The following is a 19,488-nucleotide window of genomic DNA, read 5'->3' as shown; positions in this document are numbered from 1 at the left end:
GGGCAGGGGCCGGGGCATCGACCGGAGCGGGGTGGCGGCGTGAGCCTGGTGCAGAGCGTGGACAACGTGGCGCTGCTGCCGGCGTACCTGGCCGCCGGCACCGCCGTACTCGTGCTCCTGGCCGACCTGTTGCTGGCCCGGGCCGGCGCGACGGTGGCCGCGGCCGCCGCGGGCTCCGTCGCCACCGCGGCGGGTGCGGCGGTGGTCGGGGCGGGCGGCGAGCGGCGCACCTTCTGCGTCGGCGGTGACTGCTCCTGGGTCTTCAACGGCCGCGCTGCCCTGGTCGCGGCGGTCTTCGCGCTGCTCACCCTCGGGGTGCTGGCGTTGTCGGGGCCGCTGCTGCGGGCCGGCCGCACGCCGGTGGGGGAGTACTGCTTCCTCCTCGCCTGCGCGATGACCGGTGGCGTGGTGCTCGGCGCGGCCGGCGACCTGATCACCCTGATCGTGGCGCTGGAGACGCTCACCCTGCCGCTCTACGTCCTGGTCGGGCTGCGCCGGGGCAGCCTGGCCAGCGCCGAGGCGGCGGTGACCTTCTTCGTGGTCAGCGTGGTGGCGACCACGCTGACCCTGCTCGGCGCGGCCCTGCTCTACGCGGTGACCGGCGGGCTGCACCTCGATCGGCTCGGCGCCACCCTCACCGGGCGGCCGGAGCTGCTGGACCTGCCGCTGACCACGGTCGCGGTGGCGCTGGTGGTGCTCGGCCTGGCGTTCAAGGTGGCGGCGGTGCCGTTCCACGCCTGGGCCCCGGCCACGTACGACGGCGCGCCGCTGCCGGTGGCCGCGTACCTGTCGACCGCGTCGAAGCTGGGTGGGGTGGTCGCCCTGCTCGCCGTGGTCCAGCGGGCGCTGCCGGCCACCGTCACCGGTCCGGTGCTGGCCCTGCTCGCCGTGCTCACCATGACCGTCGGCAACCTGGTGGCGCTGCGCCAGCGGCGTACCGTCCGGCTGCTCGCCTGGTCCTCGGTGGCCCAGGCCGGCTACATCCTCGCCCCGCTCGGCGCGCTCGCGCTGGCGGTCGGCCGCACCGCCGACGCCCGCGCCGGCGCTTACGCGGCCGCGGTCGCGTACGCGATCTTCTTCGTGGTGCTGGAGCTGGCCGCCTTCGCGGCGGTGGTGGCCCTGCGCCCGGCGGACGCCGACGGCGGCACCCTGGACGACCTGCGCGGGGCGGCCCGCCGGCACCCGTGGGTCGGCGGCGCGCTCGCGCTCGCGCTGATCGGGCTCGCCGGGCTGCCGCCCGGGCTGGCCGGGCTCTTCGCCAAGGTGACCGTGGTCCGGTCGCTGCTGGACGGCCACGCCGGGTGGCTCGCCCTGGTGGTGGCGGTCAACGCGGTGCTCGGCCTCGCCTACTACCTGCGCGTCGCGGCCACCCTCTGGGCCGCCCCGGACGCCGCCGCCCGGCCCGCCCCGGCGGAGGGACCGGCCGGGGCCCGCCCGGCCGCGAGCGTCGGGCTGGCCCTGGCGGTTGCGACCGTGGTGGCCGTGGTGGTCGGTTTCGCCCCGCAACTCCTGCTCGACCTGGTGGCCCGCTGATCCGGCCGGCGCAGCCGGCCCGCAGCCTTTTTCAGCCAACTTTCAGCCATGAGCAGGATGGTTGACGGGTACCGGGTTGTTGAACCGGTCAGCGGATTCCCGTGCGGGTCCGCGCACCGAAGGAGCGATCGTGCATCACAACCGTCTGAAGACCGCAGCGCTGCTCGGCCTGTTGACCTCGCTGATCCTCGCGGTCGGCTACTGGTTCGGCGGGAGCGGTGGCCTCGTCATCGCCGTCGTCGCCTCGTTGGTGATGAACGGCGTCACCTACTTCTGGTCCGACAAGCTCGCGCTGCGCTCGATGCGGGCGCAACCGGTCAGCGAGGCGGAGTTCCCCGACCTGTACCGGATGGTGCGTGAGCTGGCCACCGAGGCGCGGCAGCCGATGCCCCGCCTGTACGTCAGCCCGACGTCGCAGCCGAACGCGTTCGCCACGGGGCGCAACCCGCAGCACGCGGCGGTCTGCGTCACCCAGGGCATCACCGAGATCCTCGACTACCGCGAGCTGCGCGGGGTGATCGGACACGAGCTGTCGCACGTCTACAACCGGGACATCCTGATCTCCAGCGTGGCGGCCGGGCTGGCCGGCATCATCACCTTCCTGGCGAACATCGCCTGGTTCATCCCGCTGGGCTCCTCCGACGACGAGGACGCCCCGAACCCGGCCGTGCTGCTGCTCACCCTGATCCTCGGCCCGATCGCGGCGACCATCATCCAGCTGGCCATCAGCCGGAGCCGGGAGTTCCAGGCCGACCAGTCGGGTGCGGCGCTGAGCCGGGACCCGCTGGCCCTGGCGAGTGCGCTCCGGAAGATCCACATGGGCACCCAGGCGCGGCCGCTGCCGGCACAGGGGCAGCTGACCAGCACCGCCCACCTGATGATCGACAACCCGTTCAAGCGGGGCGGCGGCATCGCCGCGCTCTTCTCCACCCACCCGCGGATGGAGGAGCGGGTCGCCCGGCTGGAGCAGATGGCCGCCAACAGCGGTCCGGTGCAGTTCCAGCGCTGACCCACGCCGACACCTCCGCCCGCGTCCGGTCCGGTCGCGGGCGGAGTCGTGTGTCGGGGCACTAATCGGTTCCCTCCCGTCGTGCCCGGCGTTAGGGTCGAAACGTCTCTCACCCATTACATCCTCGGAGGTCGACCGTGGCCGCACTGCGCCAGTACCTGGGCGTCTGGCGGATCCCCGGCGCGCCGATGCTGCTGATCCTCGGCATCATCGGTCGGCTCGGGATCGGCATGACCCCGCTGGCGCTGCTGCTCGTCGTCGAGCAGGTGACCGGGCGGTACTCGCTCGCCGCGGTCGCCGGCGGCATCTACGCGCTCTCCGGCGCCGCGCTCAGCCCGGTCGCCGGGCGGGTCGCCGACCGGGTCGGCCCGACCCCCGTGCTGCTGGCCACCGCCGTCGCCCACCCGCTCGCGCTCTTCGGGCTGCTCGGGGCCAGCCGCTCCGAGGCCGGCAACCTGGGCCTGATCTACCTGGCCGCCGGGGTCGCCGGCGCCACCTACCCGCCGCTGACCGCCGCCATCCGCGGCGCCTGGAACGACCTCACCGGCCCCACCTCCGGCCGGTACCACCTGCGCAACACCGCGCTCGCCGCGGAGACCTCGCTCTTCGAGATCGTCTTCGTGCTCGGCCCGCTGCTGGTGGCCGCGTTCGTGCTGGCCGCCGACGCTGCCGCCGCGCTCGTCGGCGCCGCCGTGGTCACCCTGGTCGGCACCGCCGCGGTGGCCCTCGGCCGGGTGATGCGCGGCTGGCGGCCGCACCCGCGCGAGCACCACGCCAAGGGCCTCGGTCCGCTGCGGGTGGGCGGCTTCCCCGCGCTGCTGCTCTGCGTCGCCAGCCTCGGCATCGCGTTCGGCGCGGCCGGGGTGATCGTGCCGGCCTTCGCCGGCGACGCCACCGCCGACGACCCGGAGAGCCTCGCCGGCGTGCTGCTGGCCGTCTGGGGCATCGGCAGCGCCGCGGGCGGCTTCTGGTTCGGCGTACGCCGGCCGGCGGCCAACATGACCCGCCAGTTCGCCTGGCTGCTCGGCGCGGTGGCCGCCAGCTTCGCCGTCTTCGCGGTGATGCCGGGCCCGGCGGCGCTGGGCGTCGCGCTGGTCCTCGGCGGCGCCACCATCGCGCCCGCGCTGACCCTGGAGAACACCCTGGTCGGGCGGATCGCCCCGGCCGGCATGCTGAACGAGGCGTACACCTGGGTGGTCACCATGTCGGTGGCGGCGAGCGCCGCCGGCGGCGCGGTGGCCGGCCTGATCGTCGACCACGCCGGCGGCGTGCCCTGGGCGTTCCTCTTCGCCGGGTCGGCGGTCGCCGTCGGCGCCGCGGTCGCCGCGCTCCCCGCCGGCCCCATCGCCCGCGCCGAGGCCACCGCGGTACGCGCCGAGCACCCGGTCGCCGCCTGAGCGCGGCTCACCCGGACGACCGCCACCACCTCGTCCACCCCGGCCAGCGTCCCGAGCGCCGCGGTGGCTCGGCTGGCGGGTCTCAACGCGTCCCGGGTGGGTACAGCACGGGAGTGTTCGTCTTCTTCTCGAACCGGATCGGCTGCCTGGGGTCGATCCTGATCAGCGCCATCCTCACGGTGATCCTGCTGTTGATCTTCTCGCGCTGACCGGGCTCGCCGGCCGGGCCGTCCACTCACGTCAGGTGTCGTAGAGCCCGTCCCACGGCTCCTGAAAGCCGAGACGATCCGGATACAGCGCGACCCAGTCGACGTGGCTATCGTCGCCTGCCCGATCGCCGGACTCATCGATCAGGCCGAAGGCGACGCCGTCCTGGTGGGTCTGGAACAGTTGTACCGCAATGTCGCCGTACAACTTCCCGGACACTCGATCAACGTACTGCACAGGAAGAATGCGCGGTTGGTGCCGGCCTCGGTAGGACTGGCGCGATCAGCGGCGCGAATTGAGGGCGGCCAGGGCTGCGGCGAACTCCTCGGGTGGGAGGACGACCCGGTTACGGTGGCGTGCCCGGGAGCCTCGGCGCCAGATCGGTGTCTCGAGCTCCCGCTCGGGATCGCGGGCCGAGACCCAGATCTGCCAGGCGTCGTAGTTGGCGGCCTGGCCTGCCCAGGCGCGGGTCACCTGCGACCAGGGAATGACGCGCGTACGGAGCACCGTGCGAATCTTGATGCCGTGGTCGCTGACGTAGACGCCGACCAGCACCACCCGCCACAGCACGACCTCCCACGTCACCACGAAGAGGACGACGGCCGGCAGTGCGGCCCCAGACAGCCCCCTCGAAGCGGCGCCGCAGAGCGGGAAGAGGCCGGCCACGGACATCCCGGCGGCGACGACGTAGCGCAGGGTGTGGAGATCGTCCTGGTCGCCTTCGTATGGCCGGACCCAGTTCGGCATGGGCCGCATCGTACGGACCTCCCAGTCACCTGCCTGGCAGCCGACCGGGCTCGGTTGCCGAGGGACGTAGGACTTCGGTCCTCGGGCGGAGCTACTGGCGTGGCGGGATGCGATAGACGGACACGTGGGAACGCGACTCGGCCGTGAAGTCGGCTCCGGCCCAGTCCGCATGCCTGGTCTCCAGCTCGAACCCGGTCAGTTGCGCCATGAGGTCGAGCTCGGCCGGCCAGATGTAGCGGTGCGGACTGCGGAACACCTGAGCCTGTGTGCCCTCACCGAACGTGAAATGGTGGGACACGACGTGCTGGCGCAGGACGTCGTAGGTGTCCAGGCCGATGTAGCCGGGCTCGGAATGCCAGACCGTGGCTTGCTGGCCCGGCGGGAGCTTGCGCAGCTCAGGTACCCAGAGCTCGATCACGAACCGGCCGCCGGGCGTGAGGTGTCGGGCAGCGTTGCGGAAGCACGCGACCTGCTCGGCCTGGGTGAGCAGGTTGGAAATCGTGTTGTAGACGAGGTAGACGAGCGAGTACTTCCCCGGGGCGACGGCAGTCGCCATATCGCCGACGATCACGGGGATCGTCGCTTCGTCCGCCTTCGTTCGCAGCTGGTCGATCATGGGAGGTGACAGCTCGATGCCGGTGACGGGCACCCCTCGCTCGGCGAGTGGGACGGCCACCCGACCGGTTCCGACGGCGAACTCGAGCGCCTCTCCGTCGCCTGCGAGTTCGGCGAGGCGCTCCACGGTCGGCCCCAGAACCTCGGGCGCGAACATACCGGTGCCTGGCGTGTCATAGCGCTGGGCGGCGTTGACGTCCCAGACGTCCTCCTGCTGCATGCCGCCAACGATCGCGATGGATCTACCCGTTGTCCAGCGATTTCGGACCCTGCAGGGCGCCACCACCGCCGTCATGCGGCGTCACACACCAAGGGCCGGGCTTGCGGTGTCTTGTCCGGTCTGGGTTACAGCGGCGTAGGTGACGCTTCCGAGCAGGGCGCCGAGTCCGGCGAACAGATCGACGGCGGGTGGCGGCGGGGAACCATTCCCGCCTGTCATCGACCCGGGCAAGCCGAGCAGAGCCTCGCCCGGCGCGCCAGCGTCCGAACCTGCGTCACGGTCCGCGTGACGCGGCGCACCGGGCGACGGCCCTTACCTGTAGTTGGTGAACTGCAGCGCGACGCCGAAGTCCTCGCCCTTGAGTAGCGCGATGACCGCCTGGAGGTCGTCCTTCTTCTTGCCGGTGACCCGGAGCTGGTCGCCCTGGATCTGCGCCTGCACGCCCTTCGGGCCCTCGTCACGGATCTTCTTGCTGATCGCCTTCGCCTTGTCCGTCTCGATGCCCTGGATCACCTTGGCGTCGATCTTGAAGACCTTGCCCGAGGCGCGGGGGTCGCCGGCGTCCAGCGACTTGAGCGAGATGTTCCGCTTGACCAGCTTCTCCTTGAAGACGTCCAGCGCCGCCCGGACCCGCTCCTCGGTCTCCGCCTGGAGGCTGATCGCCTCCTCGCCCGACCAGGAGATCTCGGCGCCGGTGCCGCGGAAGTCGAACCGCTGCGCGAGCTCCTTTTCCGCCTGATGGAGGGCGTTGTCGACCTCCTGGCGGTCGACCTTGCTCACGATGTCGAACGACGGGTTCGCTGCCATGCTCATGCTCCTGCTGTCCGGCGGTCTGAAGGTCTTCCGTCGCCCGCTGACCAGCGGCACGACCCCCTGACGGTACCCGGTTGCGGCCGCCCCGGGGGCAGCCGCTATCCTTGCTACCGCTGCCGCGCACGGCGAGGTGGCGACGCCCTGGCGGGTTGCCCGAGCGGCCAATGGGAGCGGACTGTAAATCCGTCGCGAAAGCTACAGAGGTTCGAATCCTCTACCCGCCACCAGGTGCGAGAACGGCCCCGTGAGCTGCGGAAACGCACTCCGGGGCCGTTCTCGTTCAGTCCAGCGGAGTCCAGCCCGGTCCGGCGCTCTGTGGCTGTCCACGGGAACATAGCGGGAACAGACGATCTTGCGTTGCGGCGGCGAATCGCCCGGACCGCGCCCGCTTCTGCCCGCGAGAAGGCGCTCACCCCGGCCCAGGTCGCCTCACCGCTCGCCCGCCGGTCGTACGACCTGCGCCACGCTGCCGCCTCGCTCTGGCTCAACGCAGGTGTCCCGGCGACTGAGGTAGCCCGCCGCCTGGGGCACAGCGTCGCCGTTCTGCTGCGGGTGTACGCGAACTGCATCGACGGGGGAGAGGACGGGGTGAACGACCGCATCGGCGACGCGCTGGGTGACCGGTGGCGGTGAGGCGTGCCTCGCGGAGCGCGAAGAACCCCTGCCGTGCTGTATGCGGCTCAGCCCCGGTAGACACCGCCGCTGCGGTGCGCTGCCCTTGCGAACTCGGAGAAGTCCACGTTGGAAATCAACAGGTTGGTCTCGATGGAGTCCAGCTCTCCGGGCACGACCCGGAACGGCTCTGCGGCGTCCCGCTCGTTGAGGCCAATGGCGAGGATGGGATGTTCCGGCGATGAGACGGTCACCGCGTCGACGACGAACACCACCGGATGGTTGTACTCGTGGGGGTAGGCGCGGGGGAAGGCGCGGACCAGCGCCGGCACATCGAGGCCGGCCAGCCTCGGATCCTCGACAAACTCGACGTTTGCTCCGAAGCCCTTTTCCGTCTCCTTGGAGATCTCCTCTTGAAGCTGGGCCCAGAGCGCATCGTCGCTGAAATCCGCACGGATCACTGGAACGCGGTGCGTGTCGGGCAGGTAGGCCATGGCCGCAGTCTAAGCTGGACCGGCCTTCCCGCTGCGGGAACATTACGGGAACATGAGCTTTAGGCCCGGCTCATACGCTAGGAAACGCCTGGTCACGCGCGGTGCGGCACCCAAGATCCCGCGCTCTCTGTAAATCCGTCGCGAAAGCTACAGAGGTTCGAATCCTCTACCCGCCACCAGGCAACGGCAAGGCCTCTGACCTGCGGAAACGCAAGTCAGGGGCCTTTGTCGTCTCCCGCCGCGGTTGACCGTTGTTGTCCCCTGCCCGACCGGCCGATCGGGCACGCAACGGGCACGTTGGATCTTGGGTTCCCGACAATCGTGGGTCACGCCCTGGTCCTCGGTCTCGCGCGTGGCGGGGGGTGGGTCGCGATGGACTTTCTCCATCCAGTCCCGGGATCGCTCCGGGGACCTTCCATGCCCACCCCCCGTGGCCGCGCTGTCCCACGAAGGGTGGCTGAGACCGGCCGGTCAGTAGGACACCGTACGTGCCTTCTCTGACAATCAGCAGGCGGCCCTCGTGCCGGGCCTCGCACCGGGTCTCCGGCCGGCTGGCCGACGCACTTCCGATTCGCGGACCGGTGACCTGGCCCTTCCAACAGAGCCGCCTGACGGACGACCTACGCATTACGAGATCAAACTGCCCGTGCCGCCGACCTGGGCGCATGGGGGTCTGGCAGCGTAAATCCTTCCGACATCCCTCAACGCCTCCCCATCGTCTGTGGACCTCTTGCGGACTGGATGCGGACCGCCTCTGCTAGGCGGACGGGGACGGGGCCTCCGGTGGGCGGCCGGCGGCGCGTCGAGCGTCCGCGACGGCGACCCCGAGCAGCACGACCGCAGCGGCGATGGCGGCGAGCAGCGGCGGGCCGAAGAACAGCGGCGGCGCCAGCAGGACCAGAACGCCGATGCCGACGAGCCGGCGCACGGCGAGCCGGTTGAAGACGACCCGTTCCAGCCGACTGCGGCCGAACAGGAAGACCGCCGGCCCGCCGAGGATGACGAAGAGCCAGGCCGGCACGGAGGGCCCCTGGGGATTCGCCAACACGATTTCCGAGCCGGCCGCGGCCAAGGTGATGCCGAGCACCATGAGCAGATGGGCCACGCCGACGATCCCGCCGGCAGCTGCCCGGTTCGTCGACATCTCGACGGCCTCGGCCAGCACCTGGCCAGCGCGATAGAAGTAGATCCGCCACATCAGCACGGACGACAGGAATGTGACCACCAGGGCCGCCTTTGCGGCGAGCGTGGTGGGGTGGGTGGCGTAGGTGAGGCCGATGGACAGCACCGTCTCGCCGAGCGCGATCAACAACAGTTGCTGGTAGCGCTCGGGGAGGTATCGGCTGCTGGACATCGCCCACGCGCTGGTCGGTGGTCGGCCCATGCCGGGTACCGGCCATCTGAACCGCGCTACGACCAGGTCCACGGTGATGGCGATCAACCACAGGGCCAGCCGGTAGTTTCCGCGCATCGCCGCCCCGGCGAGCCAGATGACGCCGGAGATGCTGGCCCAGATGGCCAGGCGGGTGTAGAGCGCCCGTACGTTCTCGTGCTCCCGTAACAACGGCCGGAGCACCAAGGGGCGTCCGATGTGCAGCACCACGTACACAATGGCGAAGGTGGCGCCGCGTTGCTCGAACTGGTACAGGGACGTCGCCATGATCAGCAGGCCGAACGCGCTGACCAGGACCAGCAGCTGAATCCAGCGGTTGCGGTAGTCGAAGCGGCTGGTGAGGTACGCGGTGGTGGTCCAGAGCCACAGCAACGGCAGGGCAAGAACGACCGTGTACAGCAGCGACAGCCAGCGCAGGCGCACGTTGTCGGAGAGCAGGTCCGGCACGATCCGGCTGACGACCCCGACCAGGGCGAAGACCAGCACCAGGTCGAAGAACAGCTCCAGGAAGCTGGCCTGCTGGGCCTCCTCCTCGCCGCGCATGATGCCCCCGGTCTGCGCCGGCTCCGATGGTCGCCCCATCCGCCCATGGTCACGGGAGGATCGCCTTGCGCGCACCGATTTCGCCCGTTTCATCGACCGGCGGTGACGGCGGTAAAGGCTGCGGTGCCCTCATTCTGAAACGACCAGTTAGAGCCGAACCCACTCTCCGAGTCGTGCCGCTGGTGCGCCGTCGATGAAGGCTGCGATCACCGCCGTTGCCTTGGCCACGCTCAGGACGAAGTCACCCGAAAATGTGCAGTCGTCGGAGAGCACTGGGACTTCGACGGTTTTCGTCGCGGACAGCCGGCCATCCCCCGGAAGAAGGCGGCAATCATCTGGGGACTCGAACAGATGCATGACTGCGTAGTCCCCTCTGAACGAGAACGTCAAGAGGGGGTAGTCCGCCTCGACGCGGCGTACCTCCGCATACCCCTCTCCGGCTCCCAGAAGGTGCTGAAGCCGGGACATGAAGCCGTCGGCGTCAGACCGGGTTTCCGTGGAGGCGGGATCGCCACTTCCGGGATCGGTCGCGATCCAAGCCACATCCATGTGTGTCTCTCCATCAGGCGAGCCGAGGCGTCGAGAGTTCAGGCCGCGCCTTGCCGAGCGGTAGTCGGGCCACGACGGACCACTCGTACATGCGCCGGTCGCGGCTCAGCGCCACGCTTTTCGTGATGGGCCTGACGGCCCGGGAGGCTTTCGTCGACCGTCTCGGCGGGCTCTCCGGGCCGGTCGTGTTCGCGGCCTTCTACGTGATCGCCCGTAGTGGCGCCCCTCGTGTTCGCCACCGCAGCTGGCGTGGCGGAACCGGGCACCCGCCGGCGGCTGTGGAGAGCTTGGCCGGTGCTCGTGTCCGGCGAGCTGGCACTGCTGGTTACCGGCGACGGGCGGTCAGCCCGGCCAGGGTGACGGTGACCAGGCGCTGGACGGCCTCTGGACGGGGGACGGTGCCGGCTGCTGTGAGGGCATGCAGGCAGTAGGTGGCCAATTCGTCGGTGGCCACGTCGTCGCGGAGATCGCCGTCTCGCACAGCCTCGGCGATCAGGTCTTGGACGAAGCCGCGTAGTCGTTGCTGGGCGCGGTCGACGTGTTCGCTGCGATGCAGCAGCGCGGCGAGTTCGCCGCCATGGTGGCGCGCCGAGTGGTGCTGGATGTGCGCGTAGGTGTGCAGGACAGCTTCCAGGCGCGCGATGGCTGGGGCGGCGGGGTCGACGGCGGCGGTGAGCTGGTCGAGGTGTGTGGTGATCTGGCGTTCGTGCCAGGCGGTGAGAACGGCCTGCGCGTCCGGGAAGTACTTGTACAGCGTGGCGCGTCCGATGCCGGCCTGTTGGGCGATTTGCGACATCGTCACCGCGACCAGCCCGTGCGTGGCCACCAGGGCGGCCATGGCGTCCATGGCGGCGTCCCGAACCGCTGCGCGGTGTGCGTCGATCGTCTCGGTCCACAGTTTGGGCACACCCGTATCCTACACGTCGTTCACAAGAAGAACAGGTTGCGGTTGACGCAGACAGATTGTCTCTATAATTTTGGGGACGGGCCATGACCTGCCGGGTGACCCGCCACCTTTCCAGCCTGACGCTCGACTGCGCCGGGAGCCAGCCCGCGAACCGCCGAGGCAGGCTCTCGGCAGCCCATGACCGAGAAGGAACACCGTGCCAGTCCTGCAAGCCCAGATCCAGACCGACAGAGCCACTCGCTACCTCGTCCAGTTCTGCAAGCACGCCGCCGCCATGGGCAGCGGTGGCCACTCTGCCCGCATGCACTTGCACATGCGCCGGGAGGTGCAGGTGGCCGCGGAGTGGACCGACACCAGCGGAAGTGTCACCTTCGGCCCGTGGGGCCGGGCCAGGCTCACCGCCGACGGCAACTCCCTTACTGTGCGCATCGAGGCTGCGGACGGAGACCGCCTGACTCAGATCCGCGACATCATCACCCGCGATTTCGAGCGGTTCAGCCGCCGCGACCCTCTGGCCGTAGCCTGGCAGCGGCTCGAATCCCCCGATTCGGCCCCCCTCCGAGACGCCGTCGGCGTGCCATCTGGACAACGGCGGGGCTTCCCGCGATCCCACCTCCAGACCGCTGTCCTCGCGTTGGCCGTGGTCCTGGTCGTCGCTCTGCATGTGGGGCTGGCGGGCTCGATCGTGGCGGAGTCGCGGTGGACCGGCCTAGCCGCGAACGTCGTCGTGGCGCTCGTTGCTCTCAAGATCGCGCTGATCGCCGTGGCCCGCTTCAAAATCCGTCAGCGCAGGGCCACCAAGCGCCCTGACCACACCTGACCCGGACTGCGTCCACGCCGCGCACCGCTCTCGGGGGCTAGACGGGAGTCCATGCCCCGGCCAGCTCGCCCGGCGAGCCTACGAGGGCCGTCCCTGACCCCTCGCTTGTAAGAACTGCGCGCCTCGTCGGCCTGCGTCCCGGGGTGTCTCCCGCCTCGGCCGACCGCCCGTGTGACGCTGGCCGTGGATCTCTTCGTCTTGGCCTGTTGGTGTCAGCGTTGCTGTCGCCTGCCTGGCCGCTTCAGAGGTCTTACGGCGCCTCGTCGTCGCTGACGGCCCGATGGAACAGGATCGTGTCCTTGCCCATCGGGTCGAAGATCCCGACCTCCTTCCCCTCGATCGTGACCGTGTGCTCCACCGGGCGACGTTCAGTGGAGGGAGAGTGTCCTTCGTCCGGGCGACGTTCAGCGGTGCGGAGACGTCCTTCCTCAGGGCGGCGTTCAGCGACAAAGTGGTCGACTTCGACCGGGCGGACCTTGGTGTCCCCCCAAGTTCGATACTCGGCCGAGTGGACAGGCTTCGGCCGGTCTGAATCGGTCTGACGACTGATTCTGTGTCGGGCTTGTGTCGTCGCCCCGTCGCGCAGCAACAAACGACCTGGTCAGCGCCCTGGCGTTAGCGCTCTGTAAATCCGTCGCGAAAGCTACAGAGGTTCGAATCCTCTCCCCGCCACCAGGTGCAGAGATGGCCCCGTGAGCTGCGGAAACGCGCTCCGGGGGTCTTTCTCGTGGAGTCCACGGGAGTCCAGCCCGATCCGGCGCTGCATGGCCCTCTACGGGAACATGGCGGGAACGGGGATCCTGCGAGCGTTGCCCGTCCGCTGGCCTCGGACCGGCTCCTGCCGCCAGCTCGTGATGGGTGCCGTTGACCCTCGGCCTGACGGCGCTGCACGACCCGGAAGCCGGGCTCGCCGGTCAGGTCCGCGTCGAGCCGCCATCCCAGCTGCAGCTGCGGCTCCTGCGCGCCGACGTCGTCCGCGATGTACGTCGCGTCGCGCGCAGGCCGTGGCTGTGCAACAGGCCGACGGCCAGTTCCGCCTCAGTGCGGCTGGGACGACCGCCACCGTGACCGGCGCCCACGACAGAAGGCAGTAAGCCGGTCCGGGCCGGACCAAGCGCGAAATCGCGTTTCGGTCCGCCGGTCGCCGGGCCGCTGCGAGACTGGGCGCGCGCCAGCCCCGCCGGCGCCCCGGCGCCGGTCGACCCGACCCGGCAGGTGGAGATGTCGAACGACAACGAAATCCGCCCCTTCCGGCTCGACACGCCGGAAGAAGCGATCGCCGACATGCGTCGCCGGATCGCGGCCACGCGCTGGCCCAACCGAGAGCTGGTCACCGATCGCTCCCAGGGCGTGCAGGTGGCGACGGTCCAGGAGCTGGCCCGCTACTGGACGACCGAGCACGACTGGCGCGCGTTCGAGGCGAAGCTGAACGCCCTGCCGCAGTACACGACCGACATCGACGGCGTGGAGATCCACTTCATCCACGTGCGGTCGCAGCACGAGAACGCCCTGCCGCTGATCATGACGCACGGCTGGCCAGGCTCGGTCGTCGAGCTGCTCGGGGTCGTCGGCCCGCTCACCGACCCGACCGCGCACGGCGGCACCCCCGAGGACGCCTTCCACCTGGTGCTGCCGTCCTTGCCCGGCTACGGCTTCTCGGGCGAGCCGACCGAGCTCGGCTGGGAGAACGGCCGCATCGCCCGCGCGTGGGCGGAGCTGATGGACCGCCTCGGCTACCCGCGCTACGTCGCCCAGGGGGGCGACGTGGGCGCCGCCGTCACGGACGCAATGGGCCGCCAAGGACCCGAGGGGTTGCTCGGCATCCACGTCAACTTGCTCGCCGGGGCGATCGGTCTCAAGGACCAACTGCCGGCGGAGTCCGAGCAGGAACGCGCGGCGCACGACGCGCTCAACACATTCACGACGGACGGCTTCGGCTACTTCCTGGAGCAGTCCACCCGGCCGCAGACGATCGGCTACTCCCTGCTGGATTCACCCGTCGGGCTGGCGGCCTGGATGCTCGACCACGACACGGACAGCTACTACAAGATCTCCCGCGCGTTCGTCGACGGCAAGCCCGTGGGCGGCCTCACCCGGGACACCATCGTCGACAACATCACGCTGTACTGGCTGACGGGCACCGGCGCCTCGGCCGCCCGGTGGTACTGGGAATTTGGACGGTTCCTGGCCGCAGCCGGTGCGGCCGGCCAGGCTCCTCCGCCGGTCTCGGTTCCGGTCGGCTTCACGACGTTCCCCGGCGAGCTCTGGGCTGCCCCGCGGAGCTGGGTCGAGACGGTCTACCCCGACCTCGCGTACTTCAACGAGGTCGACAAGGGTGGCCACTTCGCCGCCTGGGAGGAACCGGAGCTCTTCTCTGCCGAGGTGCGGGCCGCGTTCCGGCCGCTGCGGAAATCCTGAGCCCGCTCCGGTTCGCGCGTGATCCTCCTGGTCAGTGAGCCGCCGCACGCGTACGGGATCTGCCACCGTCGCAGCCTGACCGCAACAACGCCGTAGGCCAGGCAAGGTTTACGGCGTGTCAGCAACACCGTGAACGTTCGTGGTCACGGCACTAGTGCGGTGCGCCAGAAATTCGCCTGATAAGTGGGTATGGTGGTGGGATGCCGAGGACTGGGCGTCCCACCCCGCCGCTGACGTTGACCGATGAAGAACGTGCGACATTGACCCGATGGTCGCGGCGGGCGAAGACGGCGCAGGTCCTCGCGATGCGCTCCCGGATCATTCTGGCCTGCGCCGATGGCGGCTCGAACACTGATGTGGCAACGGCACTGGGTGTTCATCTGTCCACGGTGGGGAAATGGCGTCGCCGATTTTTGAAGCTGCGGCTGGACGGACTGATCGACGAGCCGCGGCCGGGTCGTCCTCCGTCCATCGGTTTGGACCGGGTCGAAGAGGTCGTCGTCGCCACCTTGGAGCAGACGCCACGTAACGCCACCCACTGGTCGCGTACCTCCATGGCGGAGAAGTCCGGACTGTCGAAGTCCACCGTCGGACGGATCTGGCGGGACTTCGGCCTCAAGCCGCATCTGGCCGACACGTTCAAGCTCTCCACGGATCCGCAGTTCATCGAGAAGGTCGTCGACGTGGTCGGGCTCTACCACAACCCGCCCGAACGGGCCGTGGTGCTCTGCGTGGATGAGAAGTCGCAGATCCAGGCCCTGGACCGGTCCCAGCCGGTGCTGCCGATGATGCCCGGCATGCCCGAACGCCGCACCCACGACTACGCCCGCAACGGCATCACCAGCCTGTTCGCCGCGTTCAACATCGCCGACGGCACCGTCATCGGCGAACTGCACCGCCAGCACCGCGCGACCGAGTTCAAGAAGTTCCTGGCCACGATCGACAAAGCCGTGCCAGCCGATCTGGACGTGCACCTGGTCTGCGACAACTACGGCACCCACAAGACCCCCGCCGTGCGGGCGTGGCTGGCCCGCCATCCCCGCTTCCACATGCACTTCACACCGACCGGTTCCTCCTGGATCAACCAGGTCGAACGCTGGTTCGGCTACCTCACAGAGCAGAAGATCCGCCGCGGCGCCCACAAGAGCGTTCACAGCCTGGAAGCCGACATCCGCACCTGGATCGCAGACTGGAACACCAACCCCAGGCCCTTCACCTGGACCAAGACCGCCGAGGAGATTCTCGAATCACTCGCACGATTTTGTAGGCGGATTTCTAGCGCAGCACACTAGCGAGATGTCTCCTGCCATCCCGTCAAGCATGTGGTGGGACACCGCGACCGACAACCACAGGCTGCGCCCGCCACCAGGCAACGGCAAGGCCCTGATCTGCGACTGCGGATCCGGGGCCTTCGTCATAATTGTCGCAATCCGGCCAGGCTCCCGAGTCGCGTTCGTTCCGGGCGGCGGACGACCGCCGGACCGATGTCGGGGATCGGTCAACGTGCCGGTGGACGACCGGTTGCGTGTCCGCTACGGGTGGTAGAGGATCTAGGTGCCAATTCTGGCGCTAGGTCGGTTTTTGGGACTATGGCACGACGGGGGAAACGACAAAGATTCTGGCCACATGACTGACCCGCCCAACCAGACGGCTCGAGCAGCTCCTGCGAGCGTCTCGCGGGCGCTGCTGCAACTTTCCAGGCCGAGCGTGCTGTGGCACCATCATGGAATCTCCATTGTTTTCTGCACCCCCTGCCGACAGGAGCACAGTCATGTCTGGTCGTAGGTCCGGCCGGCTGCTCGGCGTGACGCTGGCGCTCGTTGCCCTTGCCGCCCTGGCTGGCGGTGTCATCGGTGAACCCGACCTGCACCAGATGGAATACGACTGGTCCGCCGCGATCGTGGCCACGCTCGTTCCGTAACCTCCCCGGGACACTCGCGTCCTGGCGGCTTCGGCCAGGCGTCACTCTGTGAGGAGCGGGATGGCAACGAGTCGACCGTCGGCGCGGAGGACGACGGATTCAGCCTGGCTGATCACCGGTCCGCTCGCACTGATCACCGTCGTCGGCCTGGTCATCCTCAGCCTGGCCACCCCGCCGACCGCGCGGGACGCCCTGGCCGCACCGGTGCTGCTGTTCGTCCTGGTGGCTGCGGGCACTCAGGTCCTCCAGTTCATCGTCCTCCGGCAGGGGCTCTCCGTCACGTTGACGGAGATCCCGCTCGTGCTCGCTTTCCACTATCTGCAGCCGGTCACCGTCGTCCTGGTCGCCGCGCTCGCCGCGCTGATCGGTCAGATGAGACGCCGCCTGACGCCGACCAAGGTGTGGTTCAACGTGGCGAAGGCCGGGGCGGCGGCGACCGTCGCCAGCCTGGTGCTGCTCGCCATGCCGCCGGTCGAGGGCGTCGGGCCGCCGACCTGGGGCGTGCTCTTCCTCGCGGTGAGCACGTACACGCTGGTCACGCTCGGCGCCGTGGGTGGCGTGATCAGCCTGCTGCAGGGCTTGCAGGCGGGCTGGCAGGTGGTCCGGACGGCGGCACCCACGCTGCTGGCCGCGGCGGTCAACGTCACCATCGGTCTGGTCATCCTCATCGTGCTCAGCAGCAGCGGCTGGGCGATCCTCCTGCTCGCAGCGGTGGCGGTGGCGGTGGCCTTCGTCTACCGGTCCTACTCGCGGTTCTTCCGGCAGCACCGCACGCTCGCCGACCTGTACGACCTGACCAAGGCAGTGACCCAGAGCGGCCAGGACGGCACGCTCGTCGACGCGCTGCTCGGCCGGATCCGCAGCCTCATGCAGGCCGAGTACGCCACTCTCTGGCTGCCGCCGCAGGGGCGGCATCCGGAGGTCCTGCTCACCGCCCGGGTCGACGACCCCGGCCTGCTCGACTTTGCGCCCGGCCCGCCGGCGATCCGGCAACGGGTACTTCAGTCGGGTCAGCGGGTGGCGGCCGGGCGGAAGCTGGGCGACGACCCGGATCTGGTCAGGTCCGCCTCCGGCCCCGCCAAGGACGTCCTGGTCGTGCCGCTGCGGTCCGGCCAGGCCGTGATCGGCACGCTGGAGATCGTCAACCGGCTGGGCGACACCAACCACCTCACCTCGGCCGACATCCCCGTCTTCGAGACGGTGGCGGCGCACGTCGCGGTCGCCCTGGAGAATTCCCGGCTGGTCGACCGGCTGCGCCACGACGCGTACCACGACGCGCTGACCAAGCTGCCCAACCGGCGGCGGATCACCGGCGCGCTGGACGAGGCGGTGAAGATCCGGGCGCCCGGCGAGGTGGTCGCCGTGCTGCTCTTCGACGTGGACGGGCTGCGCCAGGTCAACGAGTCGCTGGGACACGCCGCGGGCGACAAGGTCCTCGTCGAGGTGGCCGAGCGCCTGCGCGCTTGCGCCCCGTCGTCCGCCCTGGTGGGCCGGGCGGGCGGCGACGAGTTCCTGGTCACCCTGCGGCTGGAGAACGCCGAGGCGGCCCTGGAGCTCGCCGCCGAGCTGCGCGAGCAGATCCGCGACGAGATGGTCTTCGACTCGCTCACCCTCGACGTGGACACCGCCGTCGGGGTGGCCGTATACCCGGATCACGGCAGCGACGCCGCGACCCTGCTGCAACGGGTCGACCTGGCCGCGACGGCGGCCAAGGCGGTGCCCGGCAGCGTGCAGCTGTTCAACCCGGCGCTGGAGTCTCGGTCGCTGCGCCGCCTCGGCCTCGCCGGCGACCTGCGGCGCGCCCTCGACGAGGGTGCGCTGGAGGTCTACTTCCAGCCGAAGGTGACGTTGCGGGACCGGCGGCTGCTCGGCGTCGAGTGCCTGGCCCGCTGGGAGCATCCGACGCACGGCACGGTCGCCCCGGAGGACTTCGTCGCGGTGGCCGAGCACACCGGCCAGCTCGGCCGGCTCACCGAGGTGGTGCTCCGGGAGGGGCTGCGGCGCAGTCGGGACTGGGCCCACGCCGAGCAGCCGCTCGCCGTCGCCGTCAACCTCTCCGCGCGTACGCTCACCGACCCGCACTTCCCGGACCAGGTACGCGAGCTGCTCGACGAGTACGGCGTGCCGCCGCAGCGGCTCACCTTCGAGATCCGCGAGGCCGGGGTGCTGGACGGCACGGACCGGCCGATACCGACCCTGCACCGGCTGCGTGACCTCGGCGTACGGCTCTCGGTGGACGACTTCGGGACGGGCTCCTCGTCCCTGGCCTACCTGCGCCGGCTGCCGGTCCACGAGGTGAAGGTGGACCGCTCGTTCGTGCAGGGCATGGCGACCGACCCGGGCGACCTGGCGATCGTCAACGCGGTGGTGACGCTCTCCCAGCAGTTCGGCCTCGCGGTGGTCGCCGAGGGGGTGGAGAGCGAGCTCACCCTCGAACTGCTCCAGGACATCGGCTGCGAGATCGGCCAGGGCTTCCTGTTCAGCCGGCCGCTGCCGTACGAGCGGCTGGAGGCGTGGTTCGGCGCCCAGGTGGAGCCGGAGGCCGCCGCCGAGGCGCCCCGGCTGCGGGTGGTCCCGGACCGTTCGGTGACCCTGCTCTGAGCTGGGAGGACGCGGATCACCCCGGGTATGGGGGGATCCGATTTCACCTCGGCGGCGGGGTCGTGTACTGTTTCCTCTGCGCGACGCCCTTCGGGGTGATCGGGTAGGCCCCCTTAGCTCAGTCGGCAGAGCGTCTCCATGGTAAGGAGAAGGTCTACGGTTCGATTCCGTAAGGGGGCTCACAGGGTCCGGCTGGACCCGCCACGGCGGTGTAGCTCAGATGGCAGAGCAAGCGGCTCATAATCGCTGTGTCGCCGGTTCAAGTCCGGCCACCGCTACTCTCGTCCGCCGGGCTTCCCGGCGGTCGGTGGGATGGGCGCCACAGGCGCCCACTTTGCATGTCCGCGCCGTCAGTGCGTAGGCTGATGCGCCGTAGTTGTTATCCGTTAGCGAGGAAGGCACTCCGCCGTGGCGAAGGCGACCGATGTCCGGCCGAAGATCACTTTGGCGTGTGTGGAGTGCAAGGAGCGCAACTACATCACGCGCAAGAACCGTCGTAACGACCCGGACCGCATCGAGCTGAAGAAGTTCTGCCCCCGGGACGGCAAGCACACCATCCACCGCGAGACCCGCTGACCCGCGGCCGGCTCGGCCGGCCCGGTCCCGCAGCAATTCCGAACGCCGATCCACACGGACGACGGCCCCGAGCCGCCGCCCCGTACGGATCGGCGTTCGTGTTTTCCGTGTAG

At 69.8% G+C, this 19,488-nt stretch carries 17 protein-coding genes, 3 tRNA genes and 1 pseudogene; 13 read left to right on the top strand and 8 right to left on the bottom strand.

Annotated elements, in window-relative coordinates; all coding sequences use genetic code 11:
- Positions 1-39: 39 nt before the first annotated feature.
- The 3 genes from EV384_RS00340 to EV384_RS00330 all read left to right on the top strand — a co-directional run bounded on the left by EV384_RS00340 (position 40) and on the right by EV384_RS00330 (position 3,939).
- On the top strand, positions 40-1,533 hold the full coding sequence (locus EV384_RS00340) for an NADH-quinone oxidoreductase subunit N (protein ID WP_130328990.1): 1,494 nt from the start codon (positions 40-42) through the stop codon (positions 1,531-1,533).
- 130 nt (positions 1,534-1,663) lie between these two features.
- Entirely contained in the window at positions 1,664-2,542 is an 879-nt protein-coding gene (gene htpX / locus EV384_RS00335; protein ID WP_130328989.1) for a zinc metalloprotease HtpX, read from the top strand.
- Positions 2,543-2,679: 137 nt separating this feature from the next.
- Positions 2,680-3,939, top strand: a complete 1,260-nt coding sequence (locus EV384_RS00330) for an MFS transporter (protein WP_130328987.1) — start codon at positions 2,680-2,682, stop codon at positions 3,937-3,939.
- A 240-nt stretch (positions 3,940-4,179) separates the two neighbouring features.
- Here EV384_RS00330 and EV384_RS00325 read toward each other — a convergent pair whose 3' ends face one another.
- From EV384_RS00325 to EV384_RS00310, 4 genes are all read right to left on the bottom strand, one after another.
- Positions 4,180-4,365 (bottom strand): hypothetical protein, encoded by a 186-nt coding sequence (locus tag EV384_RS00325; protein WP_130328985.1) that lies wholly within the window; start codon positions 4,363-4,365, stop codon positions 4,180-4,182.
- A gap of 63 nt (positions 4,366-4,428) precedes the next feature.
- Positions 4,429-4,893, bottom strand: a complete 465-nt coding sequence (locus tag EV384_RS00320; RefSeq protein WP_165439843.1) for a PH domain-containing protein — start codon at positions 4,891-4,893, stop codon at positions 4,429-4,431.
- 91 nt (positions 4,894-4,984) lie between these two features.
- A complete protein-coding gene (locus EV384_RS00315) occupies positions 4,985-5,728 on the bottom strand; it encodes a class I SAM-dependent methyltransferase (protein ID WP_130328981.1) in 744 nt (247 codons plus the stop codon).
- A gap of 312 nt (positions 5,729-6,040) precedes the next feature.
- The gene (locus tag EV384_RS00310) at positions 6,041-6,535 is read right to left on the bottom strand and encodes a YajQ family cyclic di-GMP-binding protein (protein ID WP_130328979.1); all 495 of its coding nucleotides are present in this window, start codon (positions 6,533-6,535) and stop codon (positions 6,041-6,043) included.
- A 149-nt stretch (positions 6,536-6,684) separates the two neighbouring features.
- On the opposite strand from EV384_RS00310, the gene EV384_RS00305 reads away from it, so the two are divergent.
- Positions 6,685-6,768, top strand: a tRNA-Tyr gene (locus EV384_RS00305).
- Between the two features lie 166 nt (positions 6,769-6,934).
- Positions 6,935-7,174: pseudogene (locus EV384_RS00300) on the top strand (tyrosine-type recombinase/integrase); the annotation flags it as partial.
- A gap of 47 nt (positions 7,175-7,221) precedes the next feature.
- Here EV384_RS00300 and EV384_RS00295 read toward each other — a convergent pair.
- The 4 genes from EV384_RS00295 to EV384_RS00280 all read right to left on the bottom strand — a co-directional run bounded on the left by EV384_RS00295 (position 7,222) and on the right by EV384_RS00280 (position 10,979).
- Positions 7,222-7,647 (bottom strand): DUF6924 domain-containing protein, encoded by a 426-nt coding sequence (locus EV384_RS00295; RefSeq protein ID WP_130328975.1) that lies wholly within the window; start codon positions 7,645-7,647, stop codon positions 7,222-7,224.
- A gap of 757 nt (positions 7,648-8,404) precedes the next feature.
- Positions 8,405-9,622: a low temperature requirement protein A gene (locus tag EV384_RS00290; RefSeq protein WP_165439842.1), complete on the bottom strand. Its 1,218-nt coding sequence runs from the start codon at positions 9,620-9,622 to the stop codon at positions 8,405-8,407.
- A 108-nt stretch (positions 9,623-9,730) separates the two neighbouring features.
- Positions 9,731-10,132 (bottom strand): hypothetical protein, encoded by a 402-nt coding sequence (locus EV384_RS00285; RefSeq protein WP_130328971.1) that lies wholly within the window; start codon positions 10,130-10,132, stop codon positions 9,731-9,733.
- Between the two features lie 325 nt (positions 10,133-10,457).
- Positions 10,458-10,979, bottom strand: coding sequence for a TetR/AcrR family transcriptional regulator (locus EV384_RS00280; protein WP_242623883.1), 522 nt, complete (start codon positions 10,977-10,979; stop codon positions 10,458-10,460).
- Between the two features lie 256 nt (positions 10,980-11,235).
- Between EV384_RS00280 and EV384_RS00275 the strand changes: the two genes are divergently transcribed.
- The 8 genes from EV384_RS00275 to rpmG all read left to right on the top strand — a co-directional run bounded on the left by EV384_RS00275 (position 11,236) and on the right by rpmG (position 19,375).
- Complete coding sequence (locus EV384_RS00275; protein ID WP_130328969.1) at positions 11,236-11,859, top strand: DUF2218 domain-containing protein; 624 nt, start codon at positions 11,236-11,238, stop codon at positions 11,857-11,859.
- Between the two features lie 1,221 nt (positions 11,860-13,080).
- Positions 13,081-14,277 carry an epoxide hydrolase family protein gene (locus EV384_RS00265; RefSeq protein WP_130328967.1) on the top strand — a complete coding sequence of 399 codons (1,197 nt, stop codon included), beginning with the start codon at positions 13,081-13,083 and terminating at the stop codon, positions 14,275-14,277.
- A gap of 200 nt (positions 14,278-14,477) precedes the next feature.
- Entirely contained in the window at positions 14,478-15,569 is a 1,092-nt protein-coding gene (locus EV384_RS00260; RefSeq protein WP_130328966.1) for an IS630 family transposase, read from the top strand.
- Positions 15,570-16,048: 479 nt separating this feature from the next.
- Complete coding sequence (locus tag EV384_RS34580) at positions 16,049-16,198, top strand: hypothetical protein (protein ID WP_165439841.1); 150 nt, start codon at positions 16,049-16,051, stop codon at positions 16,196-16,198.
- Between the two features lie 60 nt (positions 16,199-16,258).
- The gene (locus EV384_RS00255; RefSeq protein ID WP_130328965.1) at positions 16,259-18,799 is read left to right on the top strand and encodes a putative bifunctional diguanylate cyclase/phosphodiesterase; all 2,541 of its coding nucleotides are present in this window, start codon (positions 16,259-16,261) and stop codon (positions 18,797-18,799) included.
- Between the two features lie 107 nt (positions 18,800-18,906).
- Positions 18,907-18,979: transfer RNA gene (locus EV384_RS00250), tRNA-Thr, on the top strand.
- Between the two features lie 25 nt (positions 18,980-19,004).
- A tRNA-Met gene (locus EV384_RS00245) sits at positions 19,005-19,077 on the top strand.
- A gap of 130 nt (positions 19,078-19,207) precedes the next feature.
- A complete protein-coding gene (rpmG, locus tag EV384_RS00240; RefSeq protein WP_067301359.1) occupies positions 19,208-19,375 on the top strand; it encodes a 50S ribosomal protein L33 in 168 nt (55 codons plus the stop codon).
- Positions 19,376-19,488: the final 113 nt, after the last annotated feature.

This window comes from Micromonospora kangleipakensis (genome assembly GCF_004217615.1).
GTDB classification, from domain to species: domain Bacteria; phylum Actinomycetota; class Actinomycetes; order Mycobacteriales; family Micromonosporaceae; genus Micromonospora; species Micromonospora kangleipakensis.
Note: the sequence above shows the minus strand (reverse complement) of the source record. Positions and strands in the feature narration are given on the sequence as shown.

Bases quoted from the DNA above. Each gene is read 5' to 3' on its own strand.
- EV384_RS00310 (WP_130328979.1), bottom strand. From the start codon at position 6,535: ATGGCAGCGAACCCGTCGTTCGACATCGTGAGCAAGGTCGACCGCCAG.
- EV384_RS00285 (WP_130328971.1), bottom strand. From the start codon at position 10,132: ATGGATGTGGCTTGGATCGCGACCGATCCCGGAAGTGGCGATCCCGCC.
- EV384_RS00280 (WP_242623883.1), bottom strand. From the start codon at position 10,979: ATGGACGCCATGGCCGCCCTGGTGGCCACGCACGGGCTGGTCGCGGTG.
- EV384_RS00255 (WP_130328965.1), top strand. From the start codon at position 16,259: ATGGCAACGAGTCGACCGTCGGCGCGGAGGACGACGGATTCAGCCTGG.
- EV384_RS00265 (WP_130328967.1), top strand. From the start codon at position 13,081: ATGTCGAACGACAACGAAATCCGCCCCTTCCGGCTCGACACGCCGGAA.
- EV384_RS00260 (WP_130328966.1), top strand. From the start codon at position 14,478: ATGCCGAGGACTGGGCGTCCCACCCCGCCGCTGACGTTGACCGATGAA.
- EV384_RS00315 (WP_130328981.1), bottom strand. From the start codon at position 5,728: ATGCAGCAGGAGGACGTCTGGGACGTCAACGCCGCCCAGCGCTATGAC.
- EV384_RS00290 (WP_165439842.1), bottom strand. From the start codon at position 9,622: ATGGGGCGACCATCGGAGCCGGCGCAGACCGGGGGCATCATGCGCGGC.
- EV384_RS34580 (WP_165439841.1), top strand. From the start codon at position 16,049: ATGTCTGGTCGTAGGTCCGGCCGGCTGCTCGGCGTGACGCTGGCGCTC.
- EV384_RS00295 (WP_130328975.1), bottom strand. From the start codon at position 7,647: ATGGCCTACCTGCCCGACACGCACCGCGTTCCAGTGATCCGTGCGGAT.
- EV384_RS00320 (WP_165439843.1), bottom strand. From the start codon at position 4,893: ATGCCGAACTGGGTCCGGCCATACGAAGGCGACCAGGACGATCTCCAC.